The sequence below is a fragment of the Acidocella sp. genome (assembly GCF_035535915.1).
Taxonomy (GTDB): Bacteria; Pseudomonadota; Alphaproteobacteria; order Acetobacterales; family Acetobacteraceae; genus Acidocella.
The window spans coordinates 36,335-50,086 of sequence record NZ_DATLPB010000080.1 but is presented as its reverse complement, the minus strand read 5'-3'; the positions used below and the strand labels follow the sequence as shown (position 1 = coordinate 50,086).

Genomic DNA, 13,752 nt, shown 5'->3' with positions numbered 1-13,752 from the left:
CAACAACCGCCCGCCTCACTGGCACGCCTTTTCAGCCCTTCAGGGAGGAGGAACAGGGGGACTGTCCGAAGGGCCGGCCTCCTGTTTACCGCATCACCGCGATCATTGCGTGTCATCTTGTGCCGTAATGTTACGCGCGGCATCGGGTGAAAGCGCGGCACCATTATTGCGCATATTTCGGGCAGCGCGCTTCGCCGAATGATTACGAGAGCGCCGTATCCCGCACACTACCGGCAATTTGGCCAGCGTCCTCCCGACACGTCCTAAAGTATGGTGCCCGCCAGACGCTACCTTGACGAACGCACAGTTCAACAGGAGCGATACGAATGAGCGTGGTACAAGAAGCGGCGCGTCTTCAACATCCGGCGAAGCACGCGACAAGAAGGCTGCATCCTTCGCGTTGGCTGCTGGCCATTTTTGGCGCCGTCTGCCTGATGGCGGCCGCAGCGCCCATGGCCTCGGCCGCGAGCGCCGATCTGCCGGCTGCCCCCGCCTCCTGCCAGGCGCTGCAGGCAAAATATCCCGCCCTCAAGGGCAAGACGCTGGTCGACGCGATCAACCCGCACACGCCGGGTTACGAGGCGCTCGACCCGAACGACCCGAGCCAATATGTCGGCTTCGACATCGACCTGGCGAAGGAACTTGGCGCCTGCCTCGGCTTCAATGTGACCTATAATTCGGTCAGCTTCGCGGCGCTGCTGCCCACGTTGCAGAGCGGCCAGGCCGATATCGTCATCTCCGACATCTACGCGACCGCCGAGCGCGCCAAGGCCGCCGATTTCATCACCTATTCCAAGGTGTTCGACGGCGTGCTGGTCGCCAACGGCAATCCCAAGAAGATCACCGGCATCAACACCTCGCTCTGCGGCACGACCGCGGCCGAGAACACCGGCTTCGTCGAGGTGCCGCTCATCCAGAATCTCGCCGGCGCCTGCAAGGCAAAAGGCCAGCCCGTGCCACAGCTGCAGCTCTACGACAACAATGCCGACTGCATTCAGGCGATCCTGGCGGGCCGCGCGGACACCTACATCAATGACGTCAACACGGTTGACCAGGCGGTGAAGGCGTATCCCAGCCAGCTCAGCAAGGCGACCGCAGTCACCCTGCCCTACTCGATCGGCATCGCCGTGCCGAAAGGCAACATGGAGATGCGCGGCGCCGTGATGGCCGCGCTTTCCGATCTGCAGAAGGCCGGCGTCGAGAGCGTCCTGCTCAAGAAATGGTCCCTCGATGCCGGCACGCTCGCCGCGCCGAAGCTCATCACCGGCTGATGACGCTGTTTCTGCACTATCTCGGCCTGTCTTATCTGCTCCAAGGCATTTCCGTCACCCTCGAAGTGACATGCCTTGGGCTGGCAGGCGGCTTGCTGGCAGGGTTCGTCCTTGCCAGCATGCAACTCTCGCGTTTTCACCTGCTCTCCGGCCTGGCCCGCACATACACTGTGATTTTCCGCGGCACGCCGCTGATCCTGCAACTCGTCTTCGCCTATGACGCGCTGCCCCATATCGGGCTGCGTTTGAGCCCGATGGCCGCCGCGGGCCTGGCGCTCGCTGCCAACGAAGCGCCGTTCATCGCCGAAATCCTTCGCGCCGGCGTACGCGGGGTGGATGCCGGGCAAGTGACGGCCGGCCAGGCGCTCGGCATGACGCCGTTCGTGCTGATGTGCCGCGTGATCGCGCCGCAGGCAATTCGCATGATGGTGCCGGCGCTCGGCAACGAGGCCGTGACCGCGCTCAAGAATTCATCGCTCGCCTCGGTCATCGCCGTGCAGGAGCTGACCCTGCGCAGCACCCAGCTCGCCTCCGCGACCTTCGACTTCTTTTCGATCTTCTTCGCCTCCGGCGTGATGTATCTGTTGCTTACCGGCGCCGTTACCGCGCTGCAGATTTTCGCCGAGGTGATGCTGGACCTCGACCGGCCCTCGCCGCGCGAACGCCTGCGCCGGCTGCTGCCGGGGCGCCGTGCCCCTGTGCCCGATGCGCCCGTCCGGCCCGCCGCGCTCCACGGCACGCCTCCTGAAGCGGATCTCGATGCCGAGGAGAGCGCCCCGGACCTGGGCATCAGCGCCGCGCAACGCGCCGCCCGTGAGCACGCGCTGGCCGGCAACCCCGTCGCCGTCGAGGTGCGCGGCCTGCACAAGCAATACGGCGCCAACGCCGTGCTCGGCGGCATCGATCTGTCGGTGCGCGCCGGCGAGGTCGTCGCTTTGCTCGGCCCCAGCGGTTCGGGCAAAAGCACGCTGCTGCGCTGCATCAACCACCTGGAAGACTGGGACGGCGGGGAGATCCGCATCGGCGGCCGGCGCATCGGCTATCGCGAGGACGGCCGGAAGCTGGCCGCCCGCGCGCTCGCCCAAGAGCGGGCGGGTGTCGGCGTCGGCATGGTCTTCCAGCAATTCAACCTGTTCAGCCATCTCTCCGCGCGCGAGAATATCGCGGGGCCGCTGCGCTGGGTGCATGGCGTTGCCGCGCCGGAAGCCGATCGCCGGGCGCTGGAGTTGCTCGCGCGCGTCGGGCTCTCGCATCGTGCGGATGCGCTGCCAAGGCATCTCTCGGGCGGCCAGCAGCAGCGCGTCGCCATCGCCCGCGCGCTGGCGCCGAACCCGACCGTTCTCATGCTCGACGAGCCGACCTCGGCGCTGGATCCCGAGCTTGTTAGCGAAGTGCTCGACGTGATCCGCCGCCTGGCGCTTGAGGACGGCCTCACCATGATCATCTCGACGCATCAGTTGCGTTTCGCGCGCGATGTCGCCGACCGCGTGGTGTTCCTGGCCGGCGGCGCGGTGGTCGAGGAAGGCCCCGCCCAGGATATGTTCACCCGCCCGCGTCACCCGCTCACCGCGCGCTTCCTCAAGGTGATGGGCGCGAAACTCGCAACGGAAATTCCCGCATGACAAACCTCAAGCAATCTTTCTCCTTCACCCCGGCGCAAGGCGTGCCGCCGCACGTGGCCCCGTTCTCCCACGCCACGCGGTTCGGCAACCTGCTGTTCGTCACCGGCCAGATGCCGACCGATCCGGTAACGGCGAAGCTCGTCGCCGGCGGTGTCGTCGCCCAGGCCGAGCAGGTGCGACGCAACCTCGAGGCCGTGCTCGCGCAGTTTTCTCTCACCCTCGACGACGCGCTGATGGTGCGGGTGTACCTCACCTCGTTCGACGACTATGCCGCGTTCAACGCCGCCTATGAAAGCTGGTTTCACGGCCCGTTACCGAGCCGCACCTGTGTCGGCGTGACGGGTCTCGCCGTCGGCGCCCTGGTCGAAATCGATCTGATCGCCGGCATCCCCGAAAAGGCCTGAAGCCGCGGCGTCACGCCGCGCCGGTTCCCTCAGGGCGCGCGAAAATCGATTTCGGAATGATCGCGTGGACCCCCCAGTTGCCATCCACCACCTGGGTGACGCCGAAATCCACCGCAACCGACAGCAGCGAGATGGCTTCATCCTCGCTCAGCCCGTGCGCGGTCATCAGCAGGCGGCGCGCCTTGTGGAAGGCATCGGCCATCGCATTGTCCAGCAAGGCGCGCCGGTCGGCCTCGCTTTGGGTGCCGCCGCCGATCCCGGCAAAATAATCCGGCTGGCTGAAACCCTGCACGATCCAGCTCTCCGTCGTCTCGATCAACGGATAGGTGAGATCGCGCAGCCGGGCATCCGCGTGCTCCCGCGCATGAACGCGCAGCCTGAACGTGCCGGTGAGCGAACATTCGATCGCCGTGCCGTTCACCTCGCCATCGCCCTGCGCCGCATGCGGATCGCCGATCGACAGCAACGCGCCGGCGACGGAGACCGGCAAGAAAAGCCTTGTTCCCGCGGCCAGCCGCCAATTGTCGATATTGCCGCCGAACGCCGAGGGGGGCACGGAATCGAGCAGCCCCGGATGGTCCGACGCCACGCCGATGGTCCCGAAATGCGGGCGCACGGGAATGTGCAGATCGCGCATCACGCCGTCCTGTTTTTCGATCGTGGCGTGGTCGACGGGCACCCCCGGGTAATCCATCGTCGGGTGCAGCACGCCGAACGGATCGCGCTGCGGCGTCCAGCGGAAACTGTAGGCGGCGTGCGCGCACAGCGCGTTGCCGCAGGTGCAGATCTCGTAGATCGTCACCACCTCGCGCGGTTTCACGCCGGTGATCAGGTCATGATAGTGCCGGCCCCACCAGGTCGCGGCGTTGCTGCCGAAACTGCGCCCGGCAAAGCCCGGTCCCTGGCTCGGCCGGGGCGCGATGTCGAGAATTTCGACCTCGAGCACATCGCCGGGTGCTGCCTCCTCGATCGCGATCGGCCCGGTCAGAATATGCACGCCGAACCCCTCGCCCGCGCCGCGCCCATGGATCGTGGCGTCCAGGGGACCCGCGCCGCGCCGGTCGATCGCCTTGTCCTGCGCGGTCCAGCGAAAGACCGCCTCGGCATCGGGGTCGCCCGCGATCATGCGCACGGGGTCATCCGAGGCGTGCTGTGTCAGCGTCTCCACGGTCACGGTGTCGCCGGACCGCACGGTCAACGCCGGCGGCAGCGCGCGGCTGAAATAGCCCCAATGCACGGTCTCCGGCGTTGCCCGCAAATGGTGATGCACCGGCCCGGCTGCGCGCGCGGGCGAAGGGCGCGGCGCCGGCGCGGCCGGCACGGCCTCACCGTCGAGCCGGGGCGGCGCGTAGCCGCGGTTTCGCCCGTCCTGCGGCACGCCATGAGCCGCCCCTTGGGCCTGCGCCCGGTAGGTGCTCGGGGTCATGCCGTAATGCTGGCGAAAGGCACGGCTGAAATGCGCCGGATCTGGAAACCCCCAACGGAAGCCAACCTCGCCGACCGCGAGGGCGGCCTGCGCCGGGTCCACCAGCGCCTCAGCCGCCCGCTCCAGGCGGCGGCTGCGCAGATGCTGGCTGAAAGTTCGGCCCTCATCCTCCAGCAATTTCTGCACGGCGCGCGCCGAGACGCCTTCCGCCGCGGCGAAACGCGCGAGGTTGAGATGCGGGGTGTCGAGCCGGCGCTCGACCGCCCGCAGGATGCGCCGGCGCAGCGCCGCCCTTGCCGCCACGCCGCCCCCCAGCAAAGGCGACATGATTTCAGCAAGCGTACTTTCAAGCGTGTTGAGCACGCTGTCATCGGCCGCTTCCATGGCCTCCGCCATCGTCGCCAGCAGGCCTGACAGCACCGGCTGCGGCCCGGGGCGCACGACCACGCTCCGCGAATCGTCTTCCACATCCGGCAGCCCGGCCCAGCGCGTGTCCGCCCGCGAGACGCCGACGAGCACCAACCGGAACAAACCGGGCGCCGCGCAGAGCGGGCCGGAGGCGGCGGGCCAGTAGAGCAATTCCCGCTCGCGCGCGGTCTCGCCGGCCGAAAGCCCGAGCGCGCCTTCGAGGCAGACGCCAAGCCAGAGGCGGTCGGCGTCCGGCTCTAACGTTCGCACGAGGCGCTGCGGCGCACCTGCGATCAGGACAAGGTCCGTGCCGTGTGGCGTGGTCCGGCGCACGAGCCTGCCGGATGGCGGCTCCGCCTCCGGCTCGACCCCGAGCCCGACGCGGCGCAGCGCCGCATCCCAGGCGGCACGGCGCCGGTCCAGCGGATAAGGTTCAGTGCTGAACCGTTCGACATTCATGGCCAGGCTCCTCACGGCTGCGCCGTGCAAGCGCCGTGCCTGGAAGGCGCCGCCAACAAAAGCCGCTTATTCCGGCGGGAACACTGCGTGGCAAATTCGCGCATGCACGCCCTGCCGACCATCCACCACCTGCGTGACCGAGAAATCGGCCGCAACGCTCATCAGCGAATAGGCATCATCGCGCGAAAGGCCGCGATGCTCCGTCAACAAGCGCAGCATCTCCAGGCTCGCGTTGCGCATGGCCTGGTCGAGATCCTCGTCGAACCCATGGGTGATAAAGGAGTCCGGCGTGCGCAGCAGTGGCGAGGGAAAGCTGAAATCGCGGCGGATGAAGATTTGGAATGTGACGTCGAGCGACGCCTCGATCGCGGTGCCGCTGATCTCGCCGTCCCCCTGCGATATATGCGGATCGCCGATCGAGAACAGCGCGCCATCGACCTGCACCGGGTAAAACATCGTGGCGCCGGCACCGATGCGCCAATTGTCGATGTTCCCGCCATGGCTGCCCGGCGGCACGGTGCTGACGCGGCCCTTGGCGTCCGGTGCGACGCCGGCGGTGCCCAGATGCGGACGGACCGGGACGCGAATCCCACGCAGCGCCGGCTGCCGGCAGCAATCCCGCGCCTCGGTGATCTGGCCGGGAACCAGATATTTGCCCGGGAAGTCATAGGCGAACACGGCATGGGCGGTCGCGGATGCCGGATCGATGCGGTAGATCGTCACCCGCTCCTTATCACCCATCTCCTTGTACAGATGCCCCCAATGCGCCGCCACATTCGACCCATAATGAAGCCTCGGCCGCATCTCGAGATAGCGCACCTCAAGCACGTCGCCGGGCTTGGCGCCCTCGACATAGATCGGCCCGGTCATGATGTGCACGCCCGGATTTCGGTCGGCTTCCGGCACGCCCTTGAAGATCGCCGTGATCCCTTCGTCCATCATGAGTTCCGGCGCGTCGCCCGCATGCTGGGTGACGGCCTCGGCACGGATGATGTCACCGCTTGCGACCTTCAGCGCAGGGGCGAGCGCGGCATCGAAATAGCCCCAATGGATTGTCTTCGGCGTGGCCGGCAGCTCATGCAGCACCGGCCGCAACTTATCCCGCTCTGATAGATACTCGTCTCGGATCAAGGTCATGTCGATGTTCCGCTGCTGCGCGCTGGGCGTGGTTCAAGCCGTATCCTAACGACGCGGGGCGCATGGCGCTTAGGATGCCCCACGCCACTATTTGCCAAATCGCACAGGCCGTTCCGGAAATGCCATAGCGGTAATCAACTTGTTAGCGCATATGCACATAGAGCAGGCAGAAACTTGCCCGCTACGCGGCAATAAACTTGGCGCGTGCCGTTTTCACATGACGGACGGCGGAGGGTACGAAATGTGCCCCAAGGCCGCGACAAACGCCACCGTCGTTGGCACGGCCAATGATCCACAAAGGGAGGCGAGAATAACCAGTCAGCCGAACATCTATGTCACCAGGACTTGCCGCCCATTGATCCGGGCTGATCGGCGCTGGCGCATGACGGAAAGTACCGCCGGGGAAGCTTCCCAAATTCCCACGTTTATCTTGCCGATCTCCGGGCGCGCCCGCGCCAGAAGTTTCGGGCTCCAGCCGATCCGCGCATAGATGCGGGCCATCGGTGCCTCATAAACACCGACGACATAATCGATCCCCGAAGCCAGACAAAGCTCGCACGTGCCAATCAGCAACGCAGCAGATATCGTTCCCACATCCTGGACGCCCCTATCCAACACGGGCGGCACGCAAAACCGTGTGCACTCCCAAATCGTCGGCGCCGCCACATCCACCGCATCATCAAAAAAATGCGCGAACTCGTTTCGCAGCATTGTCGGCCCGGTGGTTGCGAGTAGCCGCAAAGAACCCAGCACGCGCTGATCGTCATCGACCGCCAGGAGATAGAGCGGGGCAGCCTCCTCGTCGTACCTGTCGATCTCGCGGCCGTTTTTGACCGTCACATCCCAACCGAGGCGTTCATAAAAGACCGCCGCGCGGGATTGAAACATCTGGTCAAATAAAGCAGTTTGCTCGGCCCGGTCGTCATGGGTCAAATTTATGATCATCTTGGTTCCGCCGGAGTGTTCATTAAAATGCTCCTCGACCTTCTTGACGAACGAAGCGACATTGTGCGGCAAGCTCATTCCTCAGTCTGACAGAAGCCTGCTCGTAAAAACCGCCATCACAGATTCTCCACACGCGGGTTCGGGCCGAGATCCTGTTCGGGGTCAACTCTCAGTTCAATGAGCAGGGATGGCTTACCGGTTTGGTAGCAACGCTCTATAATGCCCGGAAGGTTACGCAAATCTGCGTCAACGCTTAGATAGTCCCACCCGTAACCGGCGGCTATCGCGGCATAATTGAGCATGTCGAGATTGTCGTGATACCGTTCAACCGGCTCATTCGGCAGTATTTTTGAGAGTCCGTTACGGACGATGCCGTAAATGCCATTGTTCAAGACAAATAAATTGATTCCGAGAGAGCGAGCTTCGGCCAGTGTGCCTGCGACAAGGCGGAAGCAACCGTCGCCGGTAAAGACAAAAACCGTTTTTTCCGGCGCTCCTAGGCGCGCGCCAATTCCAAGACCCAGGGCGCTCCCCATGGCGGACCCTCGATACAAACTAAAAAACGGACAATGCATGTTGGGACGTTGCGTGACATATTGGCGATCCTTATAGGCCATGCAGACGTCATCGAAGCCGATGCTGTTGCTTCGCCAAAGGCGGTCGATGGTGTCGTAGAAACGTCCGAGATCCACGAAGCCTGCACGAGCGGAGGCCAATGGGCGCCCATTGAGAGAGTTAGGCGCCGGCAACATCGATATAACCGCCGGCGGATCTGACCTGATGGCATCGACCAGGTTCGCGACCAACGACTCAAGCGGACCGAAAATTTCCAAACATGTTCCATGGATCCAGTGCCGCCACGAGCCGTCGACCATCCCGTAGCGCGAACAATCGTCTCCCAGGATCCATGCCTCGTCGCAGAGAACCGGCTTTACGCCAGTCGTATATTCGTCGAAATCAGCACCAAGTGCTATCAGTAGCGTATTCTCATCGATGCTTTTCCAAACGGATTGCGCCGCGTCGTTGCCCCCAAAACCGATATATCCGTATAAGAAGGGATTATCTCGCTCTACCGAATTGGCCCCGTTTATGCTGTATAACACCGGTGCCCGAAGTGCCTGAGCCAGTTCCGTCGTCAGACGGCGGCCTTCGACGGTCGCCGGCATGCCAGAGCCAACGAGTATGACGACTTTCCTGTCTCGCAGTTTATGCAGCGGCCACGGCCTGTATACAGGCTCCATACGCTGCACTTCGAGAGGAACCGTCATAACTGGATTATGATGAAATGTTCTGCTTAAACCTTCAGGATCAAGAACCAGAACGACCGGCTGATGACGCATGAGCACTGCATACGCTTTCTGCAGCTTCTCCGCGTCATGCATATCTCCGGTGAGGACGAAAATGCTCTCAGCGCATTCCGCTTCCAACTGCTGAAGGATATTCAAGCCGAAAATCGAGCTATCTTGAAGCGGCGCAAATCCTACCGCCGGTTTCGCCGAGATCGGGACAATGTAAACCGCCGGGATATTGTGAAGCTTCGCGTCTGTGAGACCACATCCGAGTAGCTTTGTTGCGGCACCGGTGGTGGCGGCGGCAGCCGCAAATTTTCCTGAAGCGAGGTAATAGCCTAACGGCGCGAAGCCGGCGACATATTCACCGACATTGAAAAACCGATTGAGATGTTCGGCTTCTTCGAACGAATTATCATGGTACGGCGATAGATGTTTGGTAAAGTGGATGATGCCGCCACCGGTCACGCCGGCGAACAAAGAAATCTCCCAGTTGCGCAACGTCTCTATGAGATGAAGATAACCATCCGCATGATACAATCTATCAACATGCATCGAACCGCTCCTTCTCCGATACACTCTCCGATTATGTCTTTTTTGCTAACGTATAGTTGTCATAAGGCTTGACTCGAGAAACGCCTCCGGACTTTGGGTAGTTTTCTCACCGAAGCCTGCGCCCATACAGACACGCAGATCGTTACAAGTACCTTGGCGCTGCTTCTCAAGGTAGAATATAACTCAATCAGAGGTTGTCAACGCTGATAACGCATGGTCTCGATATTGTAACCTACCGGCGCCTTCACCCGGCGTTATGCATCCCGGACCAGGAACCTTGATCTGCAAATCGCACCGCCGCGCGCGAACCCAGCACCCTAAAGGAGCTATTCGTCGCGCCATCTCGGAAAGGTCGCAGCCTGCCCATGCACCCGGCCGCTCGTGTCGCGAAGCTGCCATACAATTCCGTCCTCAATCCAGAAGCGTCGACCGGACTTCGCGACACGCAAGCCTCTATAGCCGACGGCGAAGCCATCACGGGTCACGGCATCCAGTAGCTGTTGTCGTTCAAACCTGTCCGCCGTCTCCGCTGAGAGGCGCGACGGGACGCGGAGGAACTCGTCCCAGCTATATTCGAAACAACGCTGCGCTGCTTGATTTGCGTAGATGAACAGCGGATCGGCTTGCGTGTTGTGAGCGAGGACGCAAAATGGCGCGTCTTCATACATCCACCGCACGCGCTCCTCTTGAGCAACGCTCTGCGGTAGCAGGGCTCGACCGGTCAGCCGCTGGTAGCTGGCCAGGATCAGGAGGGGGAGTTCTGCCAGCGGCACCGCGGGGGGCACATTATTCATCAATCGACTCCTAACGATCGCGATGACGACAGGAAGCGTCACCTATCAAGCTCCCTACCGAGACCATCGCCGAAAATCCAGGCCTCCTGTCAGCTCTGGTGCAACGCCGCTGTAGAATTCCCGGTTTTGATGGGCGGTCAGCGTCGGCACTGCCCCATCCTCACCCCGCGCCCAGGCGCGCTTAGGGTCAGGATTGGCGCAAAATTTAAGAATTTTGTACCGGTAGGAGGGCCGAGAGCGGACGGTCAGCTTGAGCGCGCGGCGGAGGACAGCAGGAGCGTTTGAAGGGGGTGGACGCCCATGCCAAATTCGACGAAACCCTAAGCCACCCCATTGCAGGGACGCGTCCGGGGCACCTAATGTTTTGCCATGACGACATGGCGACCGCTCCGCATTCTCCTCGCTCGCCCGTATTTCTCGACCGGCTATGCGCTCGGCCTTATCAGCTATTTCCTGCTCGTCTCCGTGTCCTCGACGGCTACGCGCGCCGTGCTCGCTTGGGACATCGGCAGCGCAATCTTTCTGTTACTCTCCATCATCTCGATGTTCCGCGTTAAGCACCGCGACATCGCGTTCGATGCCAAGCGCAATCAGGAGGGCGAATGGACGGTGTTCTCCCTCACCGTGACCGGCGCGATCATGAGCTTCGCTGCGATCATCTTGTTCTCCCACCATTCCGGCCATAAGCCCCTTGAAGGGTTCTACATCGCCATCGTCGTCGCTACGCTTGCGCTCTCCTGGCTGACCATCCACGTCTCCTTCGCCTATCGTTATGCGCACGAATATTACTCGTTCGATCTTGGCCGCGAGGAGATCGACCGCGGCATCGAGTTTCCGCATGACGACAAGCCGGACTACCTGGACTTCATCTATTTCTCGTTCGTGCTCGGCATGACCTTCCAGGTCTCCGACTGTAACATCACCGCAAAAAAGATGCGCCGCCTCGCCACGCTGCAAGGGCTGATCGGCTTTCTGTTCAGCACCGTGATACTAGCGCTCTCGGTCAACATCGCCGCCTCGTTGCTCTGAGGAGTCAGTTTCTGAGGCTATTGGAATGAAATCCGAGAAAGTTGGCCCTGAAGGGTCAGCGCGCCAAGAGACGGTCAAGGTTGCTGCGAACGATAAGACGGTGGAACGGAGTGATCGTCATGAGGTACAGACGACCCGGCATATTGTGGCAGCGCACGGCCGTGGTCAGGATGAGGTCGCGCCGTACCCCGTCCGGTGCGGCCCGTACCAGGACGGAGGCCCGGAAGTCGAGGTGCCGGTCGTCCTCCCCCAGCACAAGCTCCCGCTCCGAACGCGCCAGGACCGGAAAGAACGCCACGGTCGCGACACCTCCGGACTCGGCTTCCTTCCGTATCCGACGGGAGGACTTCACACCGGCCACCGACACGAGCGCGTCGCGGAAGCGGAGTAGCGCCCGAAACCAGGCCGGCGGGCGTTCCAGTGCCTCGCGCGCTAGGTCGATAATGTTGCGGGGAGCCCCATCGGGAAGCGTGACGGCATAGGCGTCGACCAAATCGGCATCGACAAACCAGTCCACAACGGCACTCTCGGCGGGCGGCATCACGAGATGTGCCTTTGAGCCCGGCGTTCGACGCGAGCCGGACGCGGAAGACGTGCGCGATGAAGGCGGCAAGGAAATTTCCTCACGAATGCTGCGGGCAACGATCATATCAGGCGCTTCCCTTCTCGACCAGTTCCAGCGCGGGCACGCCGACCAGCGGCGCCAGCTTTTGCTGGATCGCGACAATGCCGGCGAGCGGACGCCACTGCACCGTCATGCTGATGATGCGGCCGTCCGCGCCGACGATCATGTCGTCGACCCCCGTGACCTCAGCGTCTCCGGCACGGATGCGCAGGACGATGGCCGCCCGGTTTTCCCCGGCGATGATCGCGGTGGTCTCGAACTCGCGGACGCGATCCCAAGCGGTGTCGTATTGGCGGTCCGGCCGGCAACAGAAGCGAGTGCGCTCGCGTTTGTGCCAAATTCAGGAATTATACAATCCAACGCCTTCCAGTATAGCAAGCACATCCAATCGGGAGCGAACTATGGTCCGAGCAGTCCTGTGGCAGCGCGTTGAGGGGTTAATTATCTTTGCGGTCGGCCTCTTACTTTTCTGGCACTGGAATAACACTATGTCGTGGTGGGGCGCACTTCTGGTTTTTTTTGCGCCAGATCTCAGCTTATTTGGTTATCTCCTAGGTCAAAGAACGGGAGCGTCTTTCTATAACATGGTCCATGTCTATGCTTTTGGTGCCGTTGCGCTCGCAATTGGCTTGGTGATGCCGCTGCCACTTTTTGTATTGCTCGGTGCACTATGGCTGGCACATTCAGGTTTCGACCGCATGCTTGGCTATGGTCTGAAATTGCCAGAAGGCTTTTCCTTTACGCACCTTGGTCGGATCGGAAAGCATCCCTAAAGCCGGCCGTCACGCAACCGGACACCATCACTCGAGTGTCTCGTTGGGGCTAAAGCGACCTACACCTCTAGGTGCGTCATTCGCTTCCGATAGCGTCCAGTCGATTGATCGCCTCGTCCGTCAACACCAGCTCCGCGGCGGCGAGGTTCTCGCGCAGGTGGGCCACCGACGACGTGCCCGGGATCAGCACGATGTTCGGCGCACGGCGCAGCAGCCAAGCCAGGGCCGTCTGCATCGGCGTGGCGTTAAGCTGTGCCGCCACAGCTGACAGCGCTGAGGACTGCAGCGGTGCGAAGCCGCCCAGCGGGAAGAAGGGCACGTAAGCGATTCCTTCCGCCGCCAGCTCGTCGACCAGGGCGTCGTCCTCGTGGTGGACGAGGTTGTAGTGGTTCTGCACGCAGACGACCTCGGCGATGCCGCGCGCCTCCTTCACCTGGGCCGAGGTGACGTTGCTCAGGCCGAGGTGGCGGATCAGGCCCTGCCGCTGCAGGTTCGCCAGGACGGTGAACTCGCGCGCGATCGATCCTTCCGTCGGCCGGTGCACGTCGCCCATCCAGCGCAGGTTGACGACGTCCAGCGCCTCGACGCCGAGGTTCCCGAGATTGTCGTGGACCGCGCGCTCCAGGTCTGCCGGCGCGAACGCGGGCATCCAGGAGGCGTCGTCGCCGCGCCGGGCGCCGACCTTGGTGACGATCGTCAGGTCGTCCGGATAGGGGCGGAGCGCCTCGGCGATGATCTGGTTCGTGACGTGGGGGCCGTAGAAGTCGCTCGTATCGATGTGGTTGACCCCGCTCTCGACGGCCTCGCGCAGGACGGCGATTGAGGCCGCGCGATCCTTGGGCGGGCCGAAGACGTGGGGACCGGCGAGCTGCATGGCGCCGTAGCCAATGCGATGAACGGTGCGGTCGCCGAGGCGGAACGAACCAGCGGATGCGATGTGGGTCATGACGGATCTCCTTTGGAAGCCCTCGCTGTATGGACCTGTCGCCGCACGCGATAAATCGGTACAATCTGT

13 protein-coding genes and 1 pseudogene are annotated in these 13,752 nt (G+C 62.8%); 6 read left to right on the top strand and 8 right to left on the bottom strand.

Annotated features, from left to right (window positions below; translation table 11 throughout):
- Positions 1-326 precede the first annotated feature (326 nt).
- The 4 genes and pseudogenes from VNC39_RS09675 to VNC39_RS09665 all read left to right on the top strand — a co-directional run bounded on the left by VNC39_RS09675 (position 327) and on the right by VNC39_RS09665 (position 3,297).
- A complete protein-coding gene (locus tag VNC39_RS09675; protein WP_325398602.1) occupies positions 327-1,271 on the top strand; it encodes an ABC transporter substrate-binding protein in 945 nt (314 codons plus the stop codon).
- Positions 1,220-1,870, top strand: a pseudogene (locus VNC39_RS17520) (amino acid ABC transporter permease); the annotation flags it as partial. The gene VNC39_RS09675 and the pseudogene VNC39_RS17520, both read left to right, overlap by 52 nt.
- 225 nt (positions 1,871-2,095) lie before the next feature.
- A complete protein-coding gene (locus tag VNC39_RS17515; RefSeq protein WP_413788787.1) occupies positions 2,096-2,893 on the top strand; it encodes an amino acid ABC transporter ATP-binding protein in 798 nt (265 codons plus the stop codon).
- Positions 2,890-3,297, top strand: coding sequence for a RidA family protein (locus VNC39_RS09665; protein WP_325398599.1), 408 nt, complete (start codon positions 2,890-2,892; stop codon positions 3,295-3,297). Before VNC39_RS17515 ends, VNC39_RS09665 begins: the two co-directional genes overlap by 4 nt.
- Before the next feature lie 10 nt (positions 3,298-3,307).
- Here VNC39_RS09665 and VNC39_RS09660 read toward each other — a convergent pair whose 3' ends face one another.
- From VNC39_RS09660 to VNC39_RS09640, 5 genes are all read right to left on the bottom strand, one after another.
- Positions 3,308-5,590 (bottom strand): acetamidase/formamidase family protein, encoded by a 2,283-nt coding sequence (locus VNC39_RS09660; RefSeq protein WP_325398597.1) that lies wholly within the window; start codon positions 5,588-5,590, stop codon positions 3,308-3,310.
- A gap of 66 nt (positions 5,591-5,656) precedes the next feature.
- Positions 5,657-6,727, bottom strand: a complete 1,071-nt coding sequence (locus tag VNC39_RS09655; RefSeq protein ID WP_325398595.1) for an acetamidase/formamidase family protein — start codon at positions 6,725-6,727, stop codon at positions 5,657-5,659.
- Positions 6,728-7,057: 330 nt separating this feature from the next.
- Positions 7,058-7,744, bottom strand: a complete 687-nt coding sequence (locus VNC39_RS09650; RefSeq protein WP_325398593.1) for an acyl-homoserine-lactone synthase — start codon at positions 7,742-7,744, stop codon at positions 7,058-7,060.
- 44 nt (positions 7,745-7,788) lie between these two features.
- A complete protein-coding gene (locus tag VNC39_RS09645) occupies positions 7,789-9,516 on the bottom strand; it encodes a thiamine pyrophosphate-dependent enzyme (protein WP_325398591.1) in 1,728 nt (575 codons plus the stop codon).
- Between the two features lie 326 nt (positions 9,517-9,842).
- Positions 9,843-10,310, bottom strand: coding sequence for an MEKHLA domain-containing protein (locus tag VNC39_RS09640; RefSeq protein WP_325398589.1), 468 nt, complete (start codon positions 10,308-10,310; stop codon positions 9,843-9,845).
- A 369-nt stretch (positions 10,311-10,679) separates the two neighbouring features.
- On the opposite strand from VNC39_RS09640, the gene VNC39_RS09635 reads away from it, so the two are divergent.
- Entirely contained in the window at positions 10,680-11,339 is a 660-nt protein-coding gene (locus tag VNC39_RS09635) for a DUF1345 domain-containing protein (RefSeq protein ID WP_325398587.1), read from the top strand.
- Positions 11,340-11,394: 55 nt separating this feature from the next.
- On the opposite strand, the gene VNC39_RS09630 is transcribed toward VNC39_RS09635, so the two are convergent.
- A complete protein-coding gene (locus VNC39_RS09630) occupies positions 11,395-11,988 on the bottom strand; it encodes a DUF2867 domain-containing protein (RefSeq protein ID WP_325398585.1) in 594 nt (197 codons plus the stop codon).
- A gap of 1 nt (position 11,989) precedes the next feature.
- On the bottom strand, positions 11,990-12,130 hold the full coding sequence (locus tag VNC39_RS09625) for a hypothetical protein (protein ID WP_325398583.1): 141 nt from the start codon (positions 12,128-12,130) through the stop codon (positions 11,990-11,992).
- A gap of 235 nt (positions 12,131-12,365) precedes the next feature.
- Here VNC39_RS09625 and VNC39_RS09620 point away from each other — a divergent pair, with 235 nt between their 5' ends.
- Positions 12,366-12,737: a DUF4260 domain-containing protein gene (locus VNC39_RS09620; protein WP_325398581.1), complete on the top strand. Its 372-nt coding sequence runs from the start codon at positions 12,366-12,368 to the stop codon at positions 12,735-12,737.
- A 76-nt stretch (positions 12,738-12,813) separates the two neighbouring features.
- Here VNC39_RS09620 and VNC39_RS09615 read toward each other — a convergent pair whose 3' ends face one another.
- Positions 12,814-13,683 (bottom strand): aldo/keto reductase family oxidoreductase, encoded by an 870-nt coding sequence (locus VNC39_RS09615; RefSeq protein ID WP_325398579.1) that lies wholly within the window; start codon positions 13,681-13,683, stop codon positions 12,814-12,816.
- Positions 13,684-13,752 lie beyond the last annotated feature (69 nt).

Coding starts and splice junctions, on each gene's coding strand:
- VNC39_RS09675 (WP_325398602.1), top strand. CDS start 327: ATGAGCGTGGTACAAGAAGCGGCGCGTCTTCAACATCCGGCGAAGCAC.
- VNC39_RS09665 (WP_325398599.1), top strand. CDS start 2,890: ATGACAAACCTCAAGCAATCTTTCTCCTTCACCCCGGCGCAAGGCGTG.
- VNC39_RS09660 (WP_325398597.1), bottom strand. CDS start 5,590: ATGAATGTCGAACGGTTCAGCACTGAACCTTATCCGCTGGACCGGCGC.
- VNC39_RS09655 (WP_325398595.1), bottom strand. CDS start 6,727: ATGACCTTGATCCGAGACGAGTATCTATCAGAGCGGGATAAGTTGCGG.
- VNC39_RS09645 (WP_325398591.1), bottom strand. CDS start 9,516: ATGCATGTTGATAGATTGTATCATGCGGATGGTTATCTTCATCTCATA.
- VNC39_RS09640 (WP_325398589.1), bottom strand. CDS start 10,310: ATGAATAATGTGCCCCCCGCGGTGCCGCTGGCAGAACTCCCCCTCCTG.
- VNC39_RS09635 (WP_325398587.1), top strand. CDS start 10,680: ATGACGACATGGCGACCGCTCCGCATTCTCCTCGCTCGCCCGTATTTC.
- VNC39_RS09630 (WP_325398585.1), bottom strand. CDS start 11,988: ATGATCGTTGCCCGCAGCATTCGTGAGGAAATTTCCTTGCCGCCTTCA.
- VNC39_RS09625 (WP_325398583.1), bottom strand. CDS start 12,130: ATGATCGTCGGCGCGGACGGCCGCATCATCAGCATGACGGTGCAGTGG.
- VNC39_RS09620 (WP_325398581.1), top strand. CDS start 12,366: ATGGTCCGAGCAGTCCTGTGGCAGCGCGTTGAGGGGTTAATTATCTTT.
- VNC39_RS09615 (WP_325398579.1), bottom strand. CDS start 13,683: ATGACCCACATCGCATCCGCTGGTTCGTTCCGCCTCGGCGACCGCACC.